General features: G+C 34.2%; 27 protein-coding genes. 24 read left to right on the top strand and 3 right to left on the bottom strand.

Annotated elements, in window-relative coordinates:
* The first annotated feature begins 73 nt into the window (after positions 1 to 73).
* Positions 74 to 337, top strand: a complete 264-nt coding sequence (locus tag LB941_RS01315; RefSeq protein ID WP_253358828.1) for a LysR family transcriptional regulator — start codon at positions 74 to 76, stop codon at positions 335 to 337.
* 106 nt (positions 338 to 443) lie between these two features.
* Positions 444 to 1,670 (top strand): MFS transporter, encoded by a 1,227-nt coding sequence (locus LB941_RS01310; RefSeq protein ID WP_253358826.1) that lies wholly within the window; start codon positions 444 to 446, stop codon positions 1,668 to 1,670.
* Between the two features lie 70 nt (positions 1,671 to 1,740).
* Here the strand turns inward: LB941_RS01310 and LB941_RS01305 are convergent, their stop codons facing one another.
* Positions 1,741 to 2,070 (bottom strand): hypothetical protein, encoded by a 330-nt coding sequence (locus LB941_RS01305; protein ID WP_253358824.1) that lies wholly within the window; start codon positions 2,068 to 2,070, stop codon positions 1,741 to 1,743.
* A gap of 158 nt (positions 2,071 to 2,228) precedes the next feature.
* On the opposite strand from LB941_RS01305, the gene LB941_RS01300 reads away from it, so the two are divergent.
* The 3 genes from LB941_RS01300 to manA are packed head-to-tail and all read left to right on the top strand — an operon-like array spanning position 2,229 to position 4,894.
* Entirely contained in the window at positions 2,229 to 2,900 is a 672-nt protein-coding gene (locus LB941_RS01300; protein ID WP_253358822.1) for a histidine phosphatase family protein, read from the top strand.
* Positions 2,893 to 3,927, top strand: a complete 1,035-nt coding sequence (locus tag LB941_RS01295) for a serine hydrolase domain-containing protein (RefSeq protein WP_425270468.1) — start codon at positions 2,893 to 2,895, stop codon at positions 3,925 to 3,927. The genes LB941_RS01300 and LB941_RS01295 overlap by 8 nt, the downstream gene beginning before the upstream one ends.
* A gap of 1 nt (position 3,928) precedes the next feature.
* Positions 3,929 to 4,894, top strand: coding sequence for a mannose-6-phosphate isomerase, class I (manA, locus tag LB941_RS01290; RefSeq protein WP_253358820.1), 966 nt, complete (start codon positions 3,929 to 3,931; stop codon positions 4,892 to 4,894).
* A 90-nt stretch (positions 4,895 to 4,984) separates the two neighbouring features.
* On the opposite strand, the gene LB941_RS01285 is transcribed toward manA, so the two are convergent.
* A complete protein-coding gene (locus tag LB941_RS01285) occupies positions 4,985 to 5,674 on the bottom strand; it encodes a type 1 glutamine amidotransferase (protein WP_253358818.1) in 690 nt (229 codons plus the stop codon).
* Positions 5,674 to 7,023: a Mur ligase family protein gene (locus LB941_RS01280; RefSeq protein ID WP_253358816.1), complete on the bottom strand. Its 1,350-nt coding sequence runs from the start codon at positions 7,021 to 7,023 to the stop codon at positions 5,674 to 5,676. Before LB941_RS01280 ends, LB941_RS01285 begins: the two co-directional genes overlap by 1 nt.
* A 279-nt stretch (positions 7,024 to 7,302) precedes the next feature.
* Here LB941_RS01280 and LB941_RS01275 point away from each other — a divergent pair, with 279 nt between their 5' ends.
* From LB941_RS01275 to LB941_RS01185, 19 genes are all read left to right on the top strand, one after another.
* Positions 7,303 to 7,911, top strand: a complete 609-nt coding sequence (locus LB941_RS01275; protein WP_253358814.1) for a thymidine kinase — start codon at positions 7,303 to 7,305, stop codon at positions 7,909 to 7,911.
* Complete coding sequence (prfA, locus tag LB941_RS01270; protein WP_253358812.1) at positions 7,904 to 8,989, top strand: peptide chain release factor 1; 1,086 nt, start codon at positions 7,904 to 7,906, stop codon at positions 8,987 to 8,989. The genes LB941_RS01275 and prfA overlap by 8 nt, the downstream gene beginning before the upstream one ends.
* Entirely contained in the window at positions 8,982 to 9,821 is an 840-nt protein-coding gene (prmC, locus tag LB941_RS01265; RefSeq protein WP_253358810.1) for a peptide chain release factor N(5)-glutamine methyltransferase, read from the top strand. Before prfA ends, prmC begins: the two co-directional genes overlap by 8 nt.
* A gap of 34 nt (positions 9,822 to 9,855) precedes the next feature.
* Complete coding sequence (locus LB941_RS01260; protein WP_253358809.1) at positions 9,856 to 10,866, top strand: L-threonylcarbamoyladenylate synthase; 1,011 nt, start codon at positions 9,856 to 9,858, stop codon at positions 10,864 to 10,866.
* An 84-nt stretch (positions 10,867 to 10,950) separates the two neighbouring features.
* Positions 10,951 to 11,580 carry a uracil phosphoribosyltransferase gene (gene upp, locus LB941_RS01255; RefSeq protein WP_253358808.1) on the top strand — a complete coding sequence of 210 codons (630 nt, stop codon included), beginning with the start codon at positions 10,951 to 10,953 and terminating at the stop codon, positions 11,578 to 11,580.
* 301 nt (positions 11,581 to 11,881) lie between these two features.
* Entirely contained in the window at positions 11,882 to 12,592 is a 711-nt protein-coding gene (gene atpB / locus LB941_RS01250) for a F0F1 ATP synthase subunit A (RefSeq protein ID WP_253358806.1), read from the top strand.
* A gap of 16 nt (positions 12,593 to 12,608) precedes the next feature.
* Positions 12,609 to 12,830 carry a F0F1 ATP synthase subunit C gene (gene atpE, locus LB941_RS01245; RefSeq protein ID WP_253358804.1) on the top strand — a complete coding sequence of 74 codons (222 nt, stop codon included), beginning with the start codon at positions 12,609 to 12,611 and terminating at the stop codon, positions 12,828 to 12,830.
* Between the two features lie 58 nt (positions 12,831 to 12,888).
* The gene (gene atpF / locus LB941_RS01240; RefSeq protein WP_253358801.1) at positions 12,889 to 13,416 is read left to right on the top strand and encodes a F0F1 ATP synthase subunit B; all 528 of its coding nucleotides are present in this window, start codon (positions 12,889 to 12,891) and stop codon (positions 13,414 to 13,416) included.
* On the top strand, positions 13,403 to 13,945 hold the full coding sequence (gene atpH / locus LB941_RS01235; RefSeq protein ID WP_253358799.1) for an ATP synthase F1 subunit delta: 543 nt from the start codon (positions 13,403 to 13,405) through the stop codon (positions 13,943 to 13,945). Before atpF ends, atpH begins: the two co-directional genes overlap by 14 nt.
* A gap of 24 nt (positions 13,946 to 13,969) precedes the next feature.
* Entirely contained in the window at positions 13,970 to 15,481 is a 1,512-nt protein-coding gene (atpA, locus tag LB941_RS01230) for a F0F1 ATP synthase subunit alpha (protein ID WP_253358798.1), read from the top strand.
* Between the two features lie 19 nt (positions 15,482 to 15,500).
* Positions 15,501 to 16,436 (top strand): F0F1 ATP synthase subunit gamma, encoded by a 936-nt coding sequence (locus tag LB941_RS01225; RefSeq protein ID WP_253358795.1) that lies wholly within the window; start codon positions 15,501 to 15,503, stop codon positions 16,434 to 16,436.
* A 26-nt stretch (positions 16,437 to 16,462) separates the two neighbouring features.
* Positions 16,463 to 17,866, top strand: a complete 1,404-nt coding sequence (gene atpD, locus LB941_RS01220; RefSeq protein WP_253358794.1) for a F0F1 ATP synthase subunit beta — start codon at positions 16,463 to 16,465, stop codon at positions 17,864 to 17,866.
* Between the two features lie 14 nt (positions 17,867 to 17,880).
* Positions 17,881 to 18,300, top strand: coding sequence for a F0F1 ATP synthase subunit epsilon (locus tag LB941_RS01215; protein WP_253358793.1), 420 nt, complete (start codon positions 17,881 to 17,883; stop codon positions 18,298 to 18,300).
* 231 nt (positions 18,301 to 18,531) lie between these two features.
* Positions 18,532 to 18,765, top strand: coding sequence for a DUF1146 family protein (locus LB941_RS01210; protein WP_253358792.1), 234 nt, complete (start codon positions 18,532 to 18,534; stop codon positions 18,763 to 18,765).
* A gap of 65 nt (positions 18,766 to 18,830) precedes the next feature.
* Complete coding sequence (gene murA, locus LB941_RS01205; RefSeq protein WP_253358791.1) at positions 18,831 to 20,138, top strand: UDP-N-acetylglucosamine 1-carboxyvinyltransferase; 1,308 nt, start codon at positions 18,831 to 18,833, stop codon at positions 20,136 to 20,138.
* Positions 20,139 to 20,448: 310 nt separating this feature from the next.
* Positions 20,449 to 21,444: a rod shape-determining protein gene (locus LB941_RS01200; protein ID WP_253358789.1), complete on the top strand. Its 996-nt coding sequence runs from the start codon at positions 20,449 to 20,451 to the stop codon at positions 21,442 to 21,444.
* A gap of 18 nt (positions 21,445 to 21,462) precedes the next feature.
* Positions 21,463 to 21,720 carry a membrane protein insertion efficiency factor YidD gene (gene yidD, locus LB941_RS01195; RefSeq protein ID WP_253358787.1) on the top strand — a complete coding sequence of 86 codons (258 nt, stop codon included), beginning with the start codon at positions 21,463 to 21,465 and terminating at the stop codon, positions 21,718 to 21,720.
* A 34-nt stretch (positions 21,721 to 21,754) separates the two neighbouring features.
* Entirely contained in the window at positions 21,755 to 21,976 is a 222-nt protein-coding gene (locus LB941_RS01190) for a DUF2969 domain-containing protein (RefSeq protein ID WP_253358785.1), read from the top strand.
* A gap of 95 nt (positions 21,977 to 22,071) precedes the next feature.
* Positions 22,072 to 23,274 (top strand): FtsW/RodA/SpoVE family cell cycle protein, encoded by a 1,203-nt coding sequence (locus LB941_RS01185; protein WP_253358783.1) that lies wholly within the window; start codon positions 22,072 to 22,074, stop codon positions 23,272 to 23,274.
* The last annotated feature ends 27 nt before the right edge of the window (positions 23,275 to 23,301 follow it).

Here is a 23,301-nt window from a genome sequence, read left to right as displayed (position 1 = left end):
TAACGCTTTCTAGCCATTTTTAGTGGTATTATAATATAATAAAGAAAAAATATAGCATAATGGAGGTTTTATCATGGTAAAAGTTATTTTAATAATGCACGACAATAATGGGGAATATTATAAGATGAATAAAACTTTCTTTGAAAACATGCCTAAAGCAGGTCAATATATTTATAATTCAGATGGACTTGCTTACGTTGTGGAGGAAGTAGCTCAATTTGCTGGTTATGTATCAAGTAAAGGTGCAGTTGCAATTTTAGTAGTACATCAAGCAGATGAGCAAGCACCTGTTAGCAATTTATATGGTTTGAATATTGAGAGAGACTTGGATGATTAATTTGAATTAAAAAATATGGTTAAATGCAAATTAATGTGAAATTTTATGAAAATAGTGTTAGGATAATAACTATTACGATGTTTTTAGCGAGAAAGGATTTGTTTGGATGTTAGCAGAAGGCGATAAGTTGCCTCCCACATGGCGAAAAACTTTTATAGCATTATGGTTTGGGTGTTTTATGACGGGATTAGGTGCTTCGATGACCATGCCTTTTTTATCCTTGTTTATTGATTCAATAGGTCATTTTAGTCGTTTTGAATTGAATATATATTCGGGTATAGCTTTTGCAGGAACCTTTTTGACACAAGCAATTGTTTCGCCGTTTTGGGGGAGTTTAGCTGATAGAAAGGGACGCAAATTAATGTGTCTTCGTGCATCCGGTGTGATGGCAATAACAATTTTTTTAACAGGTACTGCTAGCAATGTTTGGATGATTATTATTTTACGCTTGATTCAAGGAACCTTTTCGGGATATATAAATAATGCTACAGCATTTATAGCTGGAGAAACAACGAAGTCTCGTTCAGGATCTGTGATGACAATGATTATGACGGCAGGTGTGACAGGCAATTTGCTAGGCCCTCTTTTTGGAGGGATTTTGGCTGATGCATTTGGTTATCGGATTCCTTTTTATATCACGGGCTTTTGTATGGCGCTTGCTTTTTTTATGACACTTTTTAATACAAAAGAAAATTTCCAACCTGTTTCTAAAAAGGAGATAAAACCAGCTGCTAAGATGTTTGCTGCTTTAGAAAATAAAAGGTTAATAATTGTAATGTTTTTAACAACTTTGATTGTGCAATCTTCGCTGATGTCTATTTCGCCTATTATAAGTTTGCTTGTCAAAGAATTAATGCATGATCAAGGTAATATTTCATTTGTTAGTGGTGTTGTTGCTGCCACACCTGGTTTTGGAACACTACTCGTTGCATCATGGCTAGGACATAAGATGGATTTAATAGGTCCTTTAAAAATATTACTGTTTGGATTAGCAGCAGCAACACTATTGTTTATTCCAATGTTTATGGCAGAATCACCATGGGTTTTAGCGTTTTGGCGTTTTTTGCTTGGTGTAGCTAATGCAGCATTATTACCAGCTGTTCAAACAGCATTAACTCTTAGTGTGCCGGCAAAATCATTTGGACGTATTTTTAGTTATAATCAATCATTTCAGGCTGCGGGTGGAGTAATAGGTCCATTATTAGGCTCAGTTGTATCTAGTAGTTTTGATTATCAATATGTTTTTTTAGTAACATCAGTACTAATTTTTATAAATTTTTGGATAGTAGTTGTTTTAAAAGTTCATTTAACAAGAGAAAAAAATACAATTTAACAAAACAAAAAAGCTAGCATTAAGTATAAAATCTGTCGAATTTGACAGATTTTATACTTAAGTGCTAGCTTTATTCGTAGGAAAGCTCTATTAAATATACAGCTCGTTTTGTTAAATGAGTAGTAGTTGCCCATACTTCATGGTAACTAGTTAGTACGCGACCACTTTTTTCCCAAAAATAATCAAGTAGGTTTCCATGTTGTGCAAGAAAATCCTCTTTAAGTTTATTAACCATTAGACGATTTGCAGGAAAATAAATATCAGCATCAGCAATATGAAAGTTGTCATGAATATAAATTTGAACAACGTTACAATAATCATTGGTAGCGAAAATTATTTCTTTAGGATGTCTTTTAAGATAAGATAAGACAAAGAAGAGTGAGTCTGAATTACTTGACATAAATATACCTCCTTGGAAGAATAACCTTGATATTAATTGTAACAATTAATATCAGAAAAATAAAATTTGGAAACGGTTGACAAACAATAATTTTTTGAATCATTTGTAAACAAAGTATATAATTAAGATATCATCTACAAAAAAGGGGAGGTGGAATCGTGGCAACAGTACACTTTTATTTGGTTAGACATGGACAAACAAAATTGAACCGTTATAAACGCTTGCAAGGGGTGACAAATTCGCCACTTACTAAACGGGGGATTCGTATGGCACGAAGATTAGGTAAAGAATTAAAAAATGTAAAATTTGAAGCAGTCTATACAAGTGATTTAAAACGAACGCGTGAAACAGCCCAATATATTTTGAATGAAAATGAACGTTATTTTCCTAGTGTATATCAAGAACCAGGGTTACGTGAAATAAGTTTTGGTCGTTTTGAAGAAGCTAAAAATATTAAAATGATTTCAACTGCATTACGAGCGCTCGGGGTACGGCGTATTGTACAAGCATTGATGAACGATGAGCATGTTGCAGAATTAACAGAACTTTTTCGCTTTATGGATAGCGACGAAATAATTGAGGATTCCACACACTTAGCACAAAGAATGATGCGTACTCTTTCTGGCATAGCTAAAGAATATGAAGAAAAAGGTGGTAATATTTTAATTGTTACGCATGGCCTTATTCTATCTAATTTTATAGAAAGTTTAAGAGGCGATGTCCCTCTTTTCTTGCTTGATAATTCGCGTGCAAGTAGAGTAGATTATATAGATGGACAATTTAAAGTTATCTATGTTAATAAATTAAAGATGGATAAAAAGGATGGATAAAATGTTTAATGCAAGTACAGTTGCGTTATTGCATTCTTTGCAAGAAGATAAGGTAGTTCCAGGTGTATCATATGCAATGTTGCAGCATGGAAAATTGCAAGCGGAATCTTTTGGATATAAACAGGTAATTCCCAAAAAAGAATTATTAGTTCCAAATATGTTATATGATATTGCATCTTTAACTAAGGTTATAGGGACAACAACTGTAATTATGCAATTGATTCAAGCTAATAAGTTACATGTTGATGACCCTATATATCTTTATTTACCTGAATTTAAAGATAAACGTGTAACTATAAGACACTTGTTAACCCATACTTCTGGATTAACTGGATATATAAAAAATCGGAATCAACTACCTGCTGAAGAATTATTACGAGCTTTGTATACTCTTAAGGTTGGAGAAAATTTTGAAAAAAAGGTTGTTTATACTGATGTTGGTTTTATTTTACTAGGACAGATAATTGAAAATATTTATCATGAAGCTGTTCAAAAAGTTATCTTTAAAAATGTTCTAGTGCCATTAGGACTAACGGAGAGTACATTTAATCCAGATTCAAAAAGATGTGTCCCAACAGAAATGAATCTAAAACGTGGTTTGATATGTGGAAAGGTTCATGATCCAAAGGCATATATTTTAGGTGAGCATTGTGGATCAGCTGGTTTATTCATGAGTTTACATGATCTAGTTAAATTTACGCAGTGGTTTATGAGTAATGAAGAGAACAAACATATATTAAATAACAAGACTATAGATGATTTCTTCAAAGACCAGACACCCACACGAAAATTAGGTAGGTCATATGGTTGGGACTTAAGATATATGCCAGATAAGACCCCTTGTTTATATCATACGGGGTACACTGGTACATTTATACTTATTAATAAGATAAAGCAGTCAGCTTTAATTGTATTGACTAACCGTATCCATCCCAATGCAGATAATGAAATTTTTTTACAACGTCGTGATGCTTTAATTGAAAACTATTTAAAAGAAGAAATGGAAACAAATAAGGAGGATTTTTAACATGAAACAACCTATTTTTTTAAAACCATATTTTCAAGAAAAAATTTGGGGTGGCAACAAATTAAATAAAGTATATGGTTATGATATTCCTAGTGATAGAACTGGTGAATGTTGGGCTATCTCTGCTCATCCACACGGAACCTCGGTTGTTGAAAATGGCCCGTATACAGGAATGAATTTAGCTGAACTATGGGATCAACATCGAGAAATATTTGGTAACGCTAAAGAAGATGTTTTTCCTCTTTTAACTAAAATATTAGATGCACGTGAGGATTTATCGGTACAAGTGCATCCTGACGATACATATGCACTAAAACATGAACATGAATTAGGAAAAACAGAATGTTGGTATGTATTGGCTGCAGATGAGGGGGCTGAGATGATTTATGGTCATCATGCCAAAACACGAGCAGAATTAGCTGAATGGATTGAAAACGGAAAGTGGGATAAACTTTTGCGGCATGTTCCAGTTAAACCTGGCGATTTTCTATATGTACCTAGTGGAACAGTTCACGCAATCGGAAAAGGTATTATGGTTTTGGAAACGCAACAAAGCTCAGACACTACGTATCGGTTATATGATTTTGATAGGGTAGATGCAAAGACAGGTAAAAAAAGAGAGTTACATTTAAAACAATCAATTGATGTTATTAATGTGCCGCATGTCGATCCAAAATTAGTTCAAAAGACAACTATGGCTGATGATATTGAAATCACAAGATTTGTAAAAACAGACTTCTTTACGGTGGAACGTTGGCGCTTAAATGGCGGCAAAGGAACGATTAAACGTCAGGATGCATTATATACTTTAGTATCAGTTATTGAAGGGCAGGGGGTTTTAACTGTAAATGAACAACAGTATAAACTAAAAAAAGGTATACATTTTATCTTGCCGTTTGAGGTTAAAGAATGGTCAATTGAAGGTACGATGGATATTATTTCCTCAAATCCTGGAAGAAAAGAATAACAATACTTAATTTTATGGTTATCAGTTGATAGTAAATAAGCTTGAGATTTTGAAGAAAGTTCAAATCTCAAGCTTATTTATTATAAAAAATTAGTCAATATCTGCTGGAATTGTAAAATCGACATCTGGGAACTTACGTTTTAAAGCTATTAATAGTAAATGCTTTGCTAAGTTATGATTGCGTGCAAGGATAGGACCGTGAAAGTAAGAACAATAAGTATTCTTATAGATAGCGCCTTCTGAACGATCAGAACCGTTATTTCCATGACCAAAAACAACTTTACCTAAAGGTTGTTCACCTTTTCCTAAGTAAGTCATACCATTATGATTCTCAAATCCAATATAGGTTTCATCAAGTTGTTCATTGTGAATAGTAATATCACCAATAAAGCGATTATTATCTTGACTTTCAGTATGATGATCTAAGGCGTGAATACCATTAATTCTCTGACCATCGGCTCCAATGTAGTATTCACCTAATAATTGATAGCCTCCACAAATTGCAAGAACAGGGCCACCATCTTCGATAAATGAAATTAAATCGTCTTTTTTAGCTTGGATATCTTTTGAAACAATCATTTGCTCATAATCTTGACCACCACCAAAAAAGGCGAAGTCATACTTTTGGGGTTCAAAAGGCTGACCTAGTGAAACGAGTTCAGAAGTTAAGTTCACATTTATTTTTTTAGCATAGTATTTCATAACCAAAATATTACCAATATCGCCATATGTGTTTAATAGATCACCATAAAGATGTGCAACATGAAGTGAATATGCCATTATTCCATACCTCCAGAAATATAGCCTGCGCTAGCTAACAATTTACGTAATTGTAAAACAGCCGTATATGTAGCTAAGACATATACATTTTTGGTAGGCATAGTTTTGATATTTTCAACAACATCTAATATCTTCTCGCGTTGGGTAAAGATATTGTCAGGAACACCAGCGACTTTCATTCTAAACGTAATATCTTTATAACGTTCTCCTCCAGTTAAAACAGCACCAATACGCTCGAAAGGTAAATCTTCAAAATTTGCATCCCAAATCCAGCTGGTATCAACACCATCGGCATAATTAGCATTGAGAAGAATACTTAGCGAAAAAGGACTAGTATCTGTTTTAATCATTTCGAGAACTTGATTAATACCAACAGGGTTTTTAACAAGAATTAAAGTGATTTCCTTATCGCCAACATGGATTGTTTCTTGACGACCAAAAACTTTTTCATCTTTATTATCTAACATTTGAGCTATTTGTTTTGAATCTACATCTAAATATTTCCCGACAGTATAAGCAGCTAAAGTATTATAAATATTATATGTGCCACCGATATGCAAATGAATCGGAGTATCGTTTATTTTAAATCTTGATTCTTGTGGTGACTGAGTTAAAATTTCAGTTACTTTGCATGCTAATTCAGGACGCTTAAAATCACAATTAGGACAATAATATTTACCAAGATTACTGTAAACTAAGTTCTTATAATGCAGAATATGTTGGCATTTCGGACAAAGTAAGCCATCAGTATTGGCTGGCGCTAGTTGTTCATGATCCTTCTTATTGTCAAAGCCATAATATAAAACCGGGTTAGGGAGTTTTACGCTATTAAAAATGGGTGCATCTCCATTAGCAATAATGGTTGCTTCAGGATGCAGACGAACACCTTTTAAGATTTTTTCATATGTTGTATATATTTCGCCATATCGGTCCATTTGATCTCGGAAGAGATTAGTCATAACAAAGGCAGTTGGTTTAATGTATTTTGAAATGATTGGAACATTGGCTTCATCAGTTTCTAAAATAGCAAGATTTTTGCCATGTTTATTTTTTTTATGTGTCAAAAAAGCAGTGACAATACCTTGCTTCATGTTTGAACCACTCGGATTAGTTAGTAAGTGTGGATATTTTGACTGTAAAACTTTAACAGTTAATGCAGTAGTCAGTGTTTTACCGTTTGTACCAGTAATGATAACAATATCATAGTTTTTGGCTAAAGTTTCTAAAACATTTGGATCAATTTTTAAAGTTATTTTTCCAGGTAACGCAGTTCCACCATGCATAAAATTATGCAAAAACCAGTGCGAACTTTTACCTGCCGCAATAGCTAAAAAACTTTTTAATGACATAATTAAATTCCCCGTTCTAAATTTTCATTATAAAGTCTATCACAGTTGTTATCCCTTGAAAAAAAGCACAGTCTTAATGTTTAAAGACTAAAACTAATAACAAAAACAGCTATTTTTCCCCTTGGAAACATACCATCATAACAAATAAATGTTATCACATTTGAAATTAAATGTAATTAAAAAAAGGTTATTTTTCTTCTTTTTTAAGACGAAGGGTGAAATTTAGATGTAAATCATATATACTTGAATATGAAAAATAAATTTGGAGTGTGGAAGATATTGGCACAGCTTTTTTTTCGATATGGTGCTATGAATAGTGGCAAAACAATTGAAATATTGAAAGTAGCTCACAACTATGAAGAACAAAATAAGAATGTAATTATCATGACAAGTGGTTTAGATAATCGTGATGAAGTGGGGTATATTTCTAGTAGAATTGGTATGAAAAGAAAGGCGTTACCAATTTTCGCTGAAACAAATATTTTAAAAACGGTTCAGGACTGCAATTCTCAAACGGATTGTTTATTAATTGATGAAGCTCAATTTTTACAAAAACATCATGTTTTAGAATTGACAAAAATTGTGGATGAATTACATATCCCAGTAATGGCATTTGGATTGAAAAATGATTTTCAAAATGAATTATTTGAAGGCTCAAAGTATTTATTATTATATGCTGACAAAATTGAAGAGATGAAGACAATATGCTGGTTCTGTCAGAAAAAAGCTACCATGAATCTACGTGTAAATAATGGTGAAGCGGTGTACACAGGCGAGCAAATAAAAATTGGTGGTAATGAATCTTATTTTCCAGTATGTAGAAAACATTACTTTAATCCACAATTTGAATTGATATTTGGAAAAAATAAAGGAGAAAATAATGGATAAGCTGTTTGATAGGTTACAAATGTTAGAAGATCGCTATGAAGAATTAGGTGAATTATTATCTGATCCAGAAGTGATTTCTGATACGAAAAGATTTACAGAACTTTCAAAAGAAATGGCAGATTTACGAGAAACGGTTGAAAAATACAATCAATATAAAGAAGTAGTTCAAACAATTAAAGACGATGAGGCTATGTTAAACGATGGTCTAGATGATGATGAAATGACAGAAATGGTAAAGGGAGAACTTTCAGATTCTAAAGAGAAAAAACAAAAATTAGAAGATGAAATTAAAGTACTCTTGATTCCTAAAGACCCTAATGATGATAAAAATATTATCATGGAAATCAGAGGTGCAGCAGGTGGAGATGAAGCTAGTTTATTTGCTGGCGATTTGTTCAATATGTATTCGAAATATGCTGAACGGCAAGGCTGGTCAATTGAAGTTATTGATAAAAATACAACTGAGGTTGGTGGCTTTAAAGAAATAGCAATGGTTATTAACGGTAAAAATGTATATTCTAAACTTAAGTACGAAAGTGGGGCTCATCGCGTTCAACGGATACCTGTAACTGAATCTGCAGGACGTGTTCATACTTCAACTGCGACAGTAGTAGTAATGCCAGAGGCTAAAGATGTTGAAATTGATATTGATCCTAAGGATATTCGGGTTGATGTGTATCGTTCTTCTGGTGCAGGTGGACAACATATCAATAAAACATCTTCTGCGGTTCGAATGACGCACTTACCAACAGGAATTGTTGTAGCTATGCAAGATCAAAGATCACAACAGCAAAACAGAGAAAAAGCTATGCAAATTTTAAGAGCCAGGGTATATGACTTTTATTCTTCGCAAGAACAAAATGCCTATGATGAAAACCGTAAATCTGCAGTTGGAACAGGTGATCGTTCAGAAAGAATAAGAACATATAATTATCCACAAAATAGAGTTACTGATCATCGAATTGGTTTATCTTTAAATAAATTAGATCGGATTATTAATGGCGAGTTAGACGACGTAATTGCTGCACTTATTTTGTTTGAACAAACAAAAGCTTTGGAGAACTTGCAAAATGCATAAGATAACTTTTTTTGAAGCTCAGAAATGGGCTTTTTCTTTTAGTGAACAACATGGTAAGGCAAAAGAAGATGTGCAGTTCTTGTTATTAGGACAAATGCACTGGAATTTGACACATCTATTGATGAATTATCAAGAAATTATGCCACTAGATGAGTGGGAAATATTTCAAAAGAACATCAAGAAATGCTGTGAAGGGTATCCACCACAATATTTGTTAGGCTATACAAATTTTTTTGGATTACAACTTAAAGTCAATGCAGATACATTAATTCCAAGACCAGAAACAGAAGAATTAGTGGAATGGATTTTGACAGATTGTACCCAAAAAAGAAATTTGAAAATAGTGGATATAGGAACTGGAAGTGGTGCAATTGGATTAGCACTTAAAAGGCAACGGCCAGATTTTAATATCACCGCAACTGATATTTCAACAAAAGCATTGGCAGTAGCTCAAAAAAATGCGCAAGCATTAAATTTAATGCTTAATCTAAAACAAAGTGATTTGTTTTCTTCATTAGAGGAAAAATACGACATTATTGTATCTAATCCGCCCTATATAGCTTATGATGAAGAAAGCTTTATGGATGAAAGTGTTAAAAAATATGAGCCACAGATGGCACTATTTGCGGATAATCATGGCTTAGCTATTTATCAAAGATTGGCGACTGAGATTAAACCATACTTAAAACAAAATACGCGATTATATGTAGAAATTGGGTTTAAACAAGGTGAAGCTGTTTTGGAAATATTTAAGAATAAATTTAAACATGCCACAGTGACTTTGAAAAAAGATATTTTAGGAAATGATCGGATGGTACGAGTAAAATTTTAGTTGTTGCTTAAATATAGAAAGGAAAAATATAAAAATGTTAATAACAAAAATATATCAGCCTAATGAAGTAAAGATAGCTGCTAAAGAGTTAAAATTAGGAGAATTAATCGCTTTTCCGACAGAAACGGTCTATGGTCTAGGTGCAGATGCAACAAATGAACAAGCAGTAAAGCGTGTCTATTTAGCTAAAGGTCGCCCATCTGACAATCCACTCATTGTAACAGTTGCTTCAGAAAAGATGATAACAAAATATACAGGACCATTATCTTCGAAAGCAAGGAAAGTAATTGCTAAATTTTGGCCAGGATCTTTAACATTAGTTTTTGACATTAAACCAGGGTCACTTCCAAACGCTGTAACAGGAGGCTTAACAACTGCTGCATTTAGATGCCCTGCTAATAATGTAACTCGAAAGTTAATAGAATTAGCAGGTGTTCCGATAGTAGGTCCGTCAGCTAACTCATCGGGAAAACCTAGTCCCACAACAGCACAACATGTTTTTCATGATCTTGAAGGTCGTATTGCGGGAATAGTAGATGACGGGCCAACACAAGTTGGAGTTGAGTCCACTATATTAGATTTAAGCACTGAAAAACCAACCATTTTACGGCCAGGTGGTGTGGATGTAACAGAAATTGAAGATGTTTTAGGTGAAAAGGTCATTTCTGATAAACATACTGTGAAAAACAGTGAAATTCCAAAGGCTCCAGGAATGAAATATAGACATTATGCCCCAGACGCTAAAGTGTTGATTGTCCGTCCTAATCAATGGCAAAGTGTATTTGAATGGACAGAGAAACAAAAAGATCCTATAGGAGTCATGGCAACAAGTGATATTTTGGCATCATACAAAAAAAATGAGTATAGTTATGATCTAGGTAAAGATGTTGTAATGGCTAGTCGGCGTTTATTCGCAGGATTACGGTATTTTGATGAAATGAATGAAGTTAAAACCATACTGGTTGCAGAATTTCCAGAAGATGGATTGGGAATGGCATATATGAATAGATTAAAAAAAGCAGCAAGTAATCAATACTTTGAATAGAAATTATGCAATTTATTGCTAGTCAGCACAAGAAATATCGTTTAGAATAGATATGGTTGTAATTAATTAATAGGAGTGTTAATCATGGGAAAATTTGAAGTACTGGATCATCCACTAATTCAGCATAAGCTAACGATTATTCGTAATAAGAATTGCGGTACACGAGAATTTCGGCAATGCGTTAATGAAATTGCTGAATTAATGGCATATGAAGTTTCGCGAGATATGCCATTAGAAGATGTAGAAATTGAGACACCAATGGGCAAAACAGTTCAAAAAAGATTAGCTGGGAAAAAAGTAGTGATTGTTCCAATTCTACGTGCTGGTTTAGGAATGGTAGATGGAATTTTAGAATTAATTCCGGCAGCTAAAGTCGGCCATATAGGGATGTATCGTGATGAAGAAACAATGAAACCACATGAATATTTTGTTAAAATGCCAGACGATCTAGAAAATCGAGAAATGTTTATTGTTGATCCAATGTTAGCGACAGGTGGGTCAGCAATTATGGCTGTTGATGCATTGAAAAAAAGAGGGGCGCAATCAATTAAATTTGTATGTTTGGTAGCTGCTCCAGAGGGAGTTAAAGCCTTGCGTGATGCCCATCCTGACATCGATATTTTTTCTGCTGCTTTAGATGATCATTTAAACGAGCAGTGTTATATTGTTCCAGGACTAGGTGATGCTGGAGATCGGCTCTTTGGAACAAAATAAATTTTTTTTATTACTGCGATAAATTTTTTTTAGTGTCGCAGTTTTTTTTACACACAAAGAAAGCGCTATTAAAGCTATGATATCAAATGTAACATGAAATATATTGTGTGACATATATAGTTGAAATACCAATTTTTGTTATAGAAAACGCTAACAAATTGGTAATTTTGCCTTTGTATTTTGAGCGAAATGGTGGTATTATTTCTCTTGTATTCAAGGTTTTTTAACTTGAATCTCTCTATGACTTACTTTGGTTGATGTTTGGCCATTTTTGACTAATTATGAAAAGAGGTGAAACCCGGTGGATGAAAAGACCCAAATCATTACTTTTCTAGGTATTCCGTTTAATGTGTCTAACATAGTTTCCGGAACACTAACAGCGCTGATTGTTTTTTGTTTGGTATTTTGGCTGTCACGTAGTATTAAGTTAAAGCCAACTGGAAAACAAAATGTGTTGGAATGGTTAATTGATTTTACAAATGGCATTGTTAAAAGTGCAATTCCGGATGAAGTGGGAAAAAGCTACGGATTGTTGGCGTTTACGCTATTTGTTTTTATTTTCGTTGCTAATCAAATTGGCTTGATTATAGAAATTTCATTTAATGGATATAATTACGTGAAAAGTCCAACGTCAAGTCCAATGACAACGATGACATTTGCATTTATGGTATTATTGTTAGCACATTTTATGGGTGTAAAGAAATTTGGTTTTAAAGGATATTTTGTTAATTCATACATGAGTCCGATGAAAGCATTATTACCTATTAATATTTTAGAACAATTTACTAACTTTATTACATTGGCTTTACGTCTTTATGGTAACATTTATGCTGGTGAAGTTTTATTAACATTAATCTACGAACTGGCAAAAACAAATACATTTGTTTTTATTCCAGCTTCGGTGCTAGAATTGATCTGGCAAGGTTTCTCAGTCTTCATCGGAAGTATTCAAGCCTTTGTTTTCACTACGTTGACAATGGTTTACATTTCACAAAAGATTGAAAAAGAATAATGAGGAGGATTCTCAAATGGGTTCATTAACATTAATTGGTGCAGGTTTAGCTGCCGCAGGTGCTGCTATTGGTGCAGGTATTGGTAACGGTTTGGTTATTTCTAAAATGCTTGAAGGTATGGCTCGTCAACCAGAATTATCTGGACAATTGCGTACTAACATGTTTATCGGTGTTGGTTTGATTGAAGCTGTTCCTATTATTTCAATAGTTATTGCATTTTTACTTTATGCAAAATAAGACCTTCAAAAGTCGATATTGTAAAGTTACGAAATATTGAGTAAGGAGGTGTCAATAGATGAATTCAACGTTTTTACTAGGAGCTGCTAGCTCAGGTTTTGCTTGGGGTGACTTTTTATATTATTTAGTTATCTTTTTAATTTTGCTTGCATTGATTAAAAAGTTTGCTTGGAGTCCAGTAACAGAAATGATGGAAAAAAGAGCAACTAAAATTGCTAATGACATTGATTCTGCAGAAGATTCACGCAAAAAAGCGCAAGAATTAGCACAACAACGTGAAGTTGCTTTAAAAGATTCACATGTTGAAGCTTCTAAAATTATTGATCGTGCTAAACAAAACGGTGAACAGCAAAAAACAAACATTGTGAATTCAGCACATGATGAAGTTGTTACGATGAAGGCTAATGCTAAAAAAGACATTCAGCAAGAACGTCAAGAGGCTTTAGATGGTGTTAAAAATGATGTAGCGGAATTATCTATTGAAATTGCTTCGAAGATAATTCAAAAAGAATTGAGTTCTGAAGACCAAAAGGCTTTAGTAGATTCATATATCGAAGGGTTGGGGAAGCAAAATGGCATTAGATAATTCAACAATTGCCCATCGTTATAGTCAAGCATTGTTTGAAGTTGCGCAAGAAAAGAAGCAACTAGAAAATATAAGTGCAGAATTGGCTGAGGTAAAAAAGGGTATAGCTACGCAACCACAATTTACGGTATTTATGACAAGCCCTTCTATAAACTATGAGGCTAAATTGGCCTTGTTAGAGAGTTTGACAAAAAATGCCTCTGAGTTGACAAAAAATTTATTGAACATGTTATTTGATTATAATAGAATAGCTAATTTGAATGACGTTATTAACGAATTTAATAAATTATATGATGAATTTCAAAAAACGGTGCGTGTAACTGTAACCACAGCTATTAAATTAGATGATATACAAACAAAAAAATTGAGCGATTCATTTGCTAATATTGTTAATGCTAAAAATGTTGTTGTTAAACCAGTAGTTGATTCAACAATTATTGGTGGTGTTATTCTACAATCAAATAGCTACATTTATGACGGTTCAATTAAGACAAAGATTGAACGAATTAAACGTCTATTATTAAAATAATGATTTTAAAGAGGTGAGACTTTTATGAGCATTAAGGCTGAAGAAATCAGTGCTTTAATTAAACAGCAATTAGCTGATTATAAAGATGAGCTAGAAGTTGCTGAAGTTGGCACTGTCACATACGTTGGTGATGGGGTTGCTCGAGCTAACGGTTTGGATAATGCCTTATCTGGTGAATTACTAGAATTTGAAAACGGCACATATGGAATGGCTCAAAACTTAGAAGCAAATGATGTCGGTATCGTTATTTTAGGTGCTTATAAAGGTATTCGTGAAGGCGATACTGTTAAGCGTACAGGACGAATCATGGAAGTTCCAGTTGGAAAAGAAATGATTGGTCGAGTTGTTAATCCTTTAGGTCAACCAATTGATGGCTTAGGTGATATTAAAACAACAAAGACACGTCCTATTGAAAAAAAGGCTCCTGGTGTTATGGAACGTCAATCTGTTGAAGAACCATTACAAACAGGCTTAAAAGCGATTGATGCATTAGTTCCTATCGGACGTGGACAACGTGAATTGGTTATTGGTGACCGTAAAACTGGTAAAACATCAGTTGCGATTGATACAATTTTAAATCAAAAAAGTCAAGATATGATTTGTATTTATGTTGCTATTGGTCAAAAGGAATCTACTGTTAGAACTCAAGTTGAAACATTACGTAAGTATGGTGCAATGGACTATACAATTGTTGTTTCTGCTGGGCCTTCATCTCCTGCACCATTATTATGGTTAGCTCCATATTCAGGTGCCGCAATGGGTGAAGAGTTTATGTACAATGGTAAGCATGTCTTGATTGTTTATGATGATTTATCTAAGCAAGCAGATGCATACCGTGAACTTTCTTTAATTCTGAGACGTCCTCCTGGTCGTGAAGCTTATCCTGGTGATGTTTTCTATTTGCATTCACGTTTATTGGAAAGAGCTGCTAAACTAAGTGATGAACTAGGTGGCGGTTCTATGACGGCTTTACCATTTATAGAAACAAAAGCAGGCGATGTCTCTGCTTATATCCCTACTAATGTTATTTCGATCACTGATGGTCAAATTTTCTTGAATAGTGATAGTTTCTATGCAGGTATTCGCCCAGCTATTGATGCTGGTACTTCTGTTTCACGTGTTGGTGGGGCAGCGCAAGTTAAAGCTATGAAAAAAGTTGCAGGTACTTTGCGTTTGGATTTGGCTTCATATCGTGAACTTGAGTCATTTGCACAATTTGGTTCAGATTTAGATGAAGCTACACAAAAGAAATTAAATCGTGGTCGTAGGACGGTTGAAGTTTTGAAACAGCCATTACATAAACCATTGGCTGTTGAAAAACAAGTAATCATTTTATATGCTTTAACACATGGATTTTTAGATGGTGTTGCAGTGGATGATATTTTGTTGTTCCAAGATCAATTATTTGATTTCTTTGATGCAAATCATAAAGACCTACTAGATTATATTAAATCAAGTGGTAAATTGCCTGAAACAGACAAGCTTGATGGTGCTATCAAAGATTTTGCACAAACGTTTCAACCTAGTGCAAAATAAGAAAGGGTGGTGAGAGCTGATGCCAGCTTCTTTACAAGAAGTTAAACGTCGAATAGAATCAACTAAAAAAACGGGCCAAATTACAGGAGCCATGCAGATGGTTTCAACAGCCAAATTAAGTCAGATTCAAAAACATACGACTAGTTATCAGAAATATGCGCAAAAAATTCGCAGTGTTATCACTCATTTGGCAAAATCTCACTTATTGGATTCTGCTACTGTAGGATCGGGGAAAAGCCAAAATGGTAAAATCAACACACTTGGCATGTTAAAACAACGACCAGTTAAAAAGACAGGTGTTGTTGTTATTACATCTGATCGTGGTTTAGTAGGAAGTTATAACAGTAATGTAATCAAGCAAACGATGCAATTAATCGATAGCGATAAACGTAATAAAGATAACACAGTAATCCTTGCTATTGGTGGAACTGGTGCTGATTTTTTCAAAAAACGTGGTTATGATGTTGAATATGAATATCGTGGTGTAAAAGATATTCCAACATTTCGTGAAGTCCGACCAATTGTAAATAATATTGTTGCTATGTATGATAATGAACAATATGATGAATTATATGTATGTTATAATCACTTTGTTAACACACTAACATCTGTATTTCGTGCTGAAAAAATGTTACCTATTTCTGCAGAAAATATGGGGAGTGATGATTTTAATTCACCCGACGAAAATGGAATTGCTGCAGATTATGAGACAGAACCATCGCAAGATGCAATATTAGAGGTTGTATTACCCCAATATGCAGAAAGTTTGGTCTATGGTGCAATTTTAGATGCTAAAACATCGGAGCATTCTTCTAGTTCAACAGCTATGAAATCAGCAAGTGACAATGCACGAGACATTATTTCTTCGTTAGAGTTGAAATATAATCGTGCACGACAAAGTGCGATTACAACGGAAATTACAGAAATCACAGGTGCACAAGCTGCCTTAGAATAATTAATTTATAGGAGGAATTTAACGAAATGAGTCTTGGTAAAGTAATTCAAATTATCGGACCTGTTGTTGATGTGCAATTCCCTCTTAGTGAAACTTTACCTGATATTAATGATGCCTTGCATGTTAAACGTACAGATGGCTCTGTGTTAGTCATTGAAGTTACACTTGAATTAGGTGATGGTATCATGCGGACAATCGCCATGGATTCAACAGATGGTCTCCAACGTGGAGCTGATGTTGAAAACACAGGTGCTCCAATTAGTGTACCAGTTGGTAAAGAAACTTTGGGACGTGTGTTCAATGTTTTAGGGGACACAATCGATAATGGTGAAGAATTTGCAGAAGATCATCGACGTGATCCTATCCATCGTGATGCTCCTGCGTATGATCAATTAAATACAAGTACAGAAATTTTGGAAACAGGAATAAAGGTTATTGACTTGCTTGCTCCTTACATCAAGGGTGGTAAGATTGGTTTGTTCGGTGGTGCTGGTGTTGGTAAAACAGTTTTAATTCAGGAATTAATTCATAATATTGCGCAAGAGCATAATGGTATTTCTGTATTTACTGGTGTTGGTGAACGTACCCGTGAAGGTAATGATCTTTATTTTGAAATGAAAGAATCTGGTGTTCTAGAAAAAACAGCCATGGTTTTTGGTCAGATGAATGAACCACCTGGAGCGCGTATGCGTGTTGCATTAACAGGGCTAACAATTGCGGAATATTTCCGTGATGTTGAAGGTCAAGATGTTTTATTGTTTATTGATAACATTTTCCGTTTCACACAGGCTGGTTCAGAAGTTTCTGCTTTGTTAGGTCGTATACCATCTGCCGTTGGATATCAGCCTACACTTGCTACAGAAATGGGACAATTACAAGAACGAATTACTTCGACTAAAAAAGGTTCAGTTACATCTATTCAAGCTGTTTATGTACCTGCAGATGATTATACTGATCCTGCTCCTGCAACGACATTTGCTCACTTGGATGCCACAACAAACTTGGAACGTGCCTTGACACAACAAGGTATTTATCCTGCTGTGGATCCTTTGGCTTCAACATCTAGTGCACTTTCACCAGAAATTGTTGGTGAAGAACACTATCAAGTGGCAACTGAAGTACAGCATATTTTGCAACGTTACCGTGAATTACAAGATATTATCTCTATTTTGGGTATGGATGAATTATCTGACGAAGAAAAAATTATTGTTTCTCGTGCACGACGCATCCAATTCTTCTTATCACAAAGCTTTAATGTTGCTGAACAGTTTACAGGATTGCCTGGGTCATATGTGCCTGTTGAGCAAACAGTCAAGGGCTTTAAGGAAATTTTGGAAGGCAAATATGATGATCTTCCAGAAGAAGCTTTTCGATTAGTTGGACCAATCGAAGATGCCGTTGAAAAAGCTAAAAAATTAGCTGACAAGTAAGGGGGTAACGTCCAATGGATGCAAAACCTACTATCGTAGTTAACATTGTTACACCCGATGGAAGTGTATATGAGAATTCAACTTCGCTAGTTGTTTGTAAAACAACAGTTGGTGAGATTGGAATAATGCCTAACCATATTCCGACATTAGCGGCATTAGCAATTGATCGTGTACGTGTCCAAACAACGGAAGAAAAGTTTGATGAAATTGCTGTTAGTGGTGGCTTCATGGAGTTTTCTGACAATACGCTTTCAATTGTTGCATCATCAGCTGAAAAACGTGAAGATATTGATACTAATCGTGCTCAGCGCGCAAAAGAACGTGCTGAAAAACGGATTGAGGAAGCAAAACAAACACATAACGTGGACGAATTGCGTCGTGCAGAAGTTTCTTTACGACGTGCAATTAACAGAATTAGTATTTCAAATAAATGACATTCAAGTAGTCGTAACATGCTAAGAAAAGGTTGAGGTTATTCCTTGACCTTTTTTATTTTTAGCTATTTTACAAAAGATAATCTTGACATATTATTGAAAAATGTTGAATATGGTAATAGGTACTTTATTTTTTAAGTTTTGTTAATTACTTAGATAAATGAGTCTTAGAAAGTGACTCAAATTATATTTTGTGCTATGATTATGACGAATTAAATGTGAGGTAATTTTATGCATTATTATGGTTATACCGCTTTATTAACTATCATTAGTCATTTTGTCTTTATTGCATTGGCTTTTATAGGAATACAATCTTTACGTTTAGATAGATATATTACACCTGAGCGACAAGGAAAATTCAAATTAGTAATTGTGATGCTTTCTGTGACTATTGGTTTTGGATGCAGTGAATTTTTCTTAAGCTTTATTGATAACGCACGTAATATTGTTTATATTTTGGAATAGAGTTGATTTATTAATATAAATAATTGCGAGGCTACGAGGGAGGTCTTGCATATGGAGGAATTACTTTGGAAAAAATTATTGTTCGTGGCGGACACAGACTTTCTGGAACAGTTGAAATTGAAGGCGCAAAAAATGCTGTATTGCCAATTTTGGCAGCAGCAATTTTGCCTAAAAAGGGTCGAACAGTTTTAACAAATGTGCCTATTCTATCGGATGTATATACGATGAATAACGTCATTCGATTTTTGAATGTAGAAGTTGGCATGGACGAAAAAAACAAGGCTATTGAACTTGATGCAACAGGAAAACTATCTTATGAAGCTCCCTTTAAATATGTTTCGCAAATGCGAGCTTCAATAGTTGTTTTAGGTCCCTTATTGGCTCGGCTAAAGCATGCAAAAGTTGCAATGCCTGGAGGATGTGCCATAGGTTCACGACCAATTGATTTGCACTTAAAGGGAATGGAAGCATTAGGTGCAAAAATAGAACAGCATGATGGATACATAGAAGCAACTACAACAGGATTAGTTGGTGCTAATATCTATTTAGATTTTCCTAGTGTAGGTGCAACACAGAATATTATGATGGCTGCAACTTTGGCAAAGGGTGTTACAGTAATTGAAAATGTGGCACGTGAGCCAGAAATAGTTGATTTAGCTAATGTATTGAATAAAATGGGTGCCAATGTTAAGGGTGCTGGAACTGAAACAATACGAATTGTAGGTGTTGAAGAATTACATGGTGTTGAGCACGCTATAATTCAAGATCGAATTGAAGCTGGAACTTTTATGGTTGCAGCGGCCTTAACAAAGGGAAATGTTTTAATTAAAGACGCAATTGCAGAACACAATATACCGCTAATATCAAAATTAGAAGAAATGGGCGTCTTGGTCCAAGAAGAAGAAAAGGGTATTCGTGTTATTGGACCTAAAGAGCTAAAACCGATTGCTATAAAAACGCTACCTTATCCCGGCTTTCCAACGGATATGCAACCGCAAGTCTCTGTTTTACAACTTGTGGCTCACGGAACGAGTTTATTAACTGAAACAGTCTTTGAAAATAGATTCATGCATTTAGAGGAATTACGCCGTATGAATGCTGATTTTAAAATAGAAGGTAATACAGTAATCATATATGGTTCGGCAAAGCTCAACGGAGCTCAAGTTGCTGCCACTGATTTGAGAGCTGCAGCTGCGCTAATTTTAGCAGGATTAGTGGCACGCAATATTACTCAGGTAACACAGTTAAAATATTTAGATCGAGGTTACTATAAATTTCATGAAAAGTTGGCTTCTTTAGGGGCTGAAATTAAACGCATTGATGATGTAGTTGAAAAGCAGGATTACCGACTAATGCAACACAGTAGAAAGTAATTTTTGTATAGGATACTATAATAGGAATATGTAAATATCTCGTAACTTGTTAGATTTTTCTGACAAATTATGAGATATTTGACGTATTACGGATATACTAACTACAGGGAATCAATGTAAACTTGATTTTCATCTTAAGTTACTTCATGTTATAATGGCATAGGTAAACTATGATTGGATTATAAATAATCATTTAGAGTTTTAAGAATAGCGAATATTAATAATTATACAATAAAAAACCGTATGTCTATGTAGTCTATATATGGCATGTTGCGGTTTAATGTAATCAACTTTAAAGAGGAGAATTATTATGGCAAAGGATATTGGTATTGATTTGGGTACTGCCAATGTTTTAATCAACGTTGAAGGAAAAGGAATTGTTTTAAATGAACCATCTGTTGTAGCAATTGATGTACAAACTGGCCGTGCTTTAGCAGTTGGATCTGAGGCATATAAAATGGTTGGACGTACACCAAATAATATTCGGGCAATTCGGCCATTAAAAGATGGTGTAATTGCAAATTTTGATATGACTGAGCAGATGTTATCTTATTTTATAAAGAAGTTAAATGTAAAAGGCTTTATGTCTAAACCTAATATTTTGATTTGTTGCCCTACAAATACTACTGAAATAGAGAGAAAAGCAATTCGTCAGGCTGCTGAAAAATCAGGTGGCGGTAGCAATGTTTATTTAGAAGAAGAACCTAAAGTTGCAGCTGTTGGTGCAGGGTTAGATATTTTTAAACCACAAGGCAATATGATTATAGATATCGGTGGAGGGACTAGTGATATAGCTGTATTATCTTTGGGCGATATTGTTGTTAGCCGTTCAATGCGAGTTGCAGGCGATAAATTAAATCTTGATATTGTAAATTATTTACGCAAAAAACGTGGTTTATTAATAGGGGAACATACTGCCGAAAAAATTAAAATCGAAATTGGAACTGTCGTAAAGGGCCATCGTAACAAAGAAATGGAAGTTCGTGGTAGAGATGTAGTTCAAGGAATGCCTGAATCGATAACTATTAGCTCTGATGAAATTGAGGAAGCTTTACATGACACAATGATGTCAGTTATTGTGTCAGCACATGAAGTTTTGAGTGTAACACCACCGGAATTAGCTGCTGATATTATAGATCGAGGCATTGTGTTGACTGGTGGCGGAGCTCTGTTAGATGGAATTGATGAATTGTTCTCTACAGAATTAAAAGTTCCAGTATTTATTGCTGATTCGCCTCTAGATGATGTTGCTGTGGGAACAGGATATTTATTGGAGCATATTAGTAAAAATAATAAGTCTAAATAGTAATTTTATAATATTAAAATGAAATCATTTTTAATTTGGTCTATAAAAATATATCAACGCTTTATTTCTCCGCTTTTTCCACCAAGTTGCCGTTTTTATCCAACTTGTTCAAACTATGCATTGCAAGCAATTAAAAAACATGGAGCCATTTTAGGACTTTTGATGGGAGTGAGTCGTATTTTAAGGTGTAATCCCTTTGTTAAGGGTGGAATTGATTATGTACCTAAATACTTTAGCTTGCGACGAAATCCAGATAAAAATGATCCAGATAAATGATAAAGCTTTTTACTAATTAGAAGGGAGCATTTACGTGTCAAAGACGGAAAAAAACATTCAAATTTTTGAAACCGAAAAGATGATTAATGGTAAAGTTGTGTTAGAATTAACAACAAAGAAAGCTAAGTTAGGCATGATTGAATTAGGTGATAGTCGTTACATAGCTATTTATCCAAATGGTGAACGATTTCGTGCTAGTTCACAAGATGAGGCGGTTAATTTACTAATTCGCAATTTTCATCTTCATTTAAGCTAGTTAAAAAATATGTAAATTTGCCGACTGCTACATTGTTCAGTCGGCAAATTGCGTATAATTAAAGTATAGTAATTGGAATAAAGGAGACTTTTTCTGTGTTAAATAAACAATTAAGAAATGAAGAAGATGAAGACTCTCGTATTGATTGGGGAATAATTTTTTGTGTCCTTGTTTTAGCTGTTATTGGTATGGTTTCCATCTATGTGGCTTTAAAACACGATACGAGTACGACTAGTATTGCAAAAGTAATGCTGTCGCAGATGATTTGGTATGGATTAGGTGTGGCTATTGTTGCGATTATTATGCAATTTGATGCTGAACAATTATGGAAAATAGCACCGTTAGCATATGGATTAGGAATTTCATTGTTAGTTTTAGTCCTTGTTTTCTATAGTAGATCATATGAAGCTAGTACAGGAGCTAAAAGTTGGTTTGCAATTGGGCCTTTTACATTTCAACCATCAGAAGTAATGAAGCCTGCTTTTATCTTAATGATGGGACGCGTTATTACGCAACATAATTCGGAGTACTATGAGCATACTTGGAGAACAGATTGGATTTTGCTAGGTAAGATGGTTGGATGGTTGGTTCCAGTAGCTATTTTGCTAAAATTACAAAATGATTTTGGGACATTATTAGTGTTTGTTGCAATTTTTGGAGGAATGGTTATAGTTTCAGGGATTACATGGAAAATTATTGCTCCAGTGATAGCGTTCGGAACAATTTTAGGGTCTACGGCTATTTTTTTAGTTGTTTATGATCGTGCTATTTTAGAAAAAATTGGTTTTAAGTCATACCAGTTTGATCGAATTGATTCATGGCTGAACCCATCTGCCAGTACAAATGATAGTAGTTATCAATTGTGGCAAAGTATGAAAGCAATCGGGTCAGGAAAATTACTGGGAAAAGGCTTTAATGTTTCAAATGTTTATGTACCAGTTCGTGAATCAGATATGATTTTTTCTGTTATAGGTGAAAATTTTGGTTTTATTGGTAGCTGTGTCTTAATTTTTATATATTTATTATTAATTTTTCAAATGATCCAAGTAACTTTTGATACTAAAAATGAATTTTATGCTTATATTTCAACTGGTGTTATCATGATGATTTTATTCCATGTTTTTGAAAATATTGGTATGAGTATTGGCTTGTTACCATTAACAGGTATTCCACTTCCTTTTATTAGTCAAGGTGGTTCTGCATTATTAGGAAATATGATAGGTATAGGTTTCATAATGTCAATGCGATATCACTACAAGAGTTATATGTTTAGTAATGATGAAACTGAGTTCAACTAAGTTATATTTTATTTAATGGGGATGAGA

The sequence above is a fragment of the Ligilactobacillus ubinensis genome, assembly GCF_024160875.1.
Taxonomy (GTDB): Bacteria; Bacillota; Bacilli; order Lactobacillales; family Lactobacillaceae; genus Ligilactobacillus; species Ligilactobacillus ubinensis.
This window is presented reverse-complemented; position numbering and strand designations above follow the sequence as displayed.

Excerpts from the sequence above, each read along its gene's own strand:
- LB941_RS01315 (WP_253358828.1), top strand. The coding sequence starts at position 74 with ATGGTAAAAGTTATTTTAATAATGCACGACAATAATGGGGAATATTAT.
- manA (WP_253358820.1), top strand. The coding sequence starts at position 3,929 with ATGAAACAACCTATTTTTTTAAAACCATATTTTCAAGAAAAAATTTGG.
- LB941_RS01200 (WP_253358789.1), top strand. The coding sequence starts at position 20,449 with ATGGCAAAGGATATTGGTATTGATTTGGGTACTGCCAATGTTTTAATC.
- LB941_RS01225 (WP_253358795.1), top strand. The coding sequence starts at position 15,501 with ATGCCAGCTTCTTTACAAGAAGTTAAACGTCGAATAGAATCAACTAAA.
- atpD (WP_253358794.1), top strand. The coding sequence starts at position 16,463 with ATGAGTCTTGGTAAAGTAATTCAAATTATCGGACCTGTTGTTGATGTG.
- LB941_RS01280 (WP_253358816.1), bottom strand. The coding sequence starts at position 7,023 with ATGTCATTAAAAAGTTTTTTAGCTATTGCGGCAGGTAAAAGTTCGCAC.
- LB941_RS01260 (WP_253358809.1), top strand. The coding sequence starts at position 9,856 with ATGTTAATAACAAAAATATATCAGCCTAATGAAGTAAAGATAGCTGCT.
- atpH (WP_253358799.1), top strand. The coding sequence starts at position 13,403 with ATGGCATTAGATAATTCAACAATTGCCCATCGTTATAGTCAAGCATTG.
- yidD (WP_253358787.1), top strand. The coding sequence starts at position 21,463 with ATGAAATCATTTTTAATTTGGTCTATAAAAATATATCAACGCTTTATT.
- LB941_RS01295 (WP_425270468.1), top strand. The coding sequence starts at position 2,893 with ATGGATAAAATGTTTAATGCAAGTACAGTTGCGTTATTGCATTCTTTG.
- prfA (WP_253358812.1), top strand. The coding sequence starts at position 7,904 with ATGGATAAGCTGTTTGATAGGTTACAAATGTTAGAAGATCGCTATGAA.
- upp (WP_253358808.1), top strand. The coding sequence starts at position 10,951 with ATGGGAAAATTTGAAGTACTGGATCATCCACTAATTCAGCATAAGCTA.
- LB941_RS01210 (WP_253358792.1), top strand. The coding sequence starts at position 18,532 with ATGCATTATTATGGTTATACCGCTTTATTAACTATCATTAGTCATTTT.
- LB941_RS01215 (WP_253358793.1), top strand. The coding sequence starts at position 17,881 with ATGGATGCAAAACCTACTATCGTAGTTAACATTGTTACACCCGATGGA.
- LB941_RS01285 (WP_253358818.1), bottom strand. The coding sequence starts at position 5,674 with ATGGCATATTCACTTCATGTTGCACATCTTTATGGTGATCTATTAAAC.
- LB941_RS01305 (WP_253358824.1), bottom strand. The coding sequence starts at position 2,070 with ATGTCAAGTAATTCAGACTCACTCTTCTTTGTCTTATCTTATCTTAAA.
- atpE (WP_253358804.1), top strand. The coding sequence starts at position 12,609 with ATGGGTTCATTAACATTAATTGGTGCAGGTTTAGCTGCCGCAGGTGCT.
- atpF (WP_253358801.1), top strand. The coding sequence starts at position 12,889 with ATGAATTCAACGTTTTTACTAGGAGCTGCTAGCTCAGGTTTTGCTTGG.
- atpA (WP_253358798.1), top strand. The coding sequence starts at position 13,970 with ATGAGCATTAAGGCTGAAGAAATCAGTGCTTTAATTAAACAGCAATTA.
- prmC (WP_253358810.1), top strand. The coding sequence starts at position 8,982 with ATGCATAAGATAACTTTTTTTGAAGCTCAGAAATGGGCTTTTTCTTTT.
- LB941_RS01310 (WP_253358826.1), top strand. The coding sequence starts at position 444 with ATGTTAGCAGAAGGCGATAAGTTGCCTCCCACATGGCGAAAAACTTTT.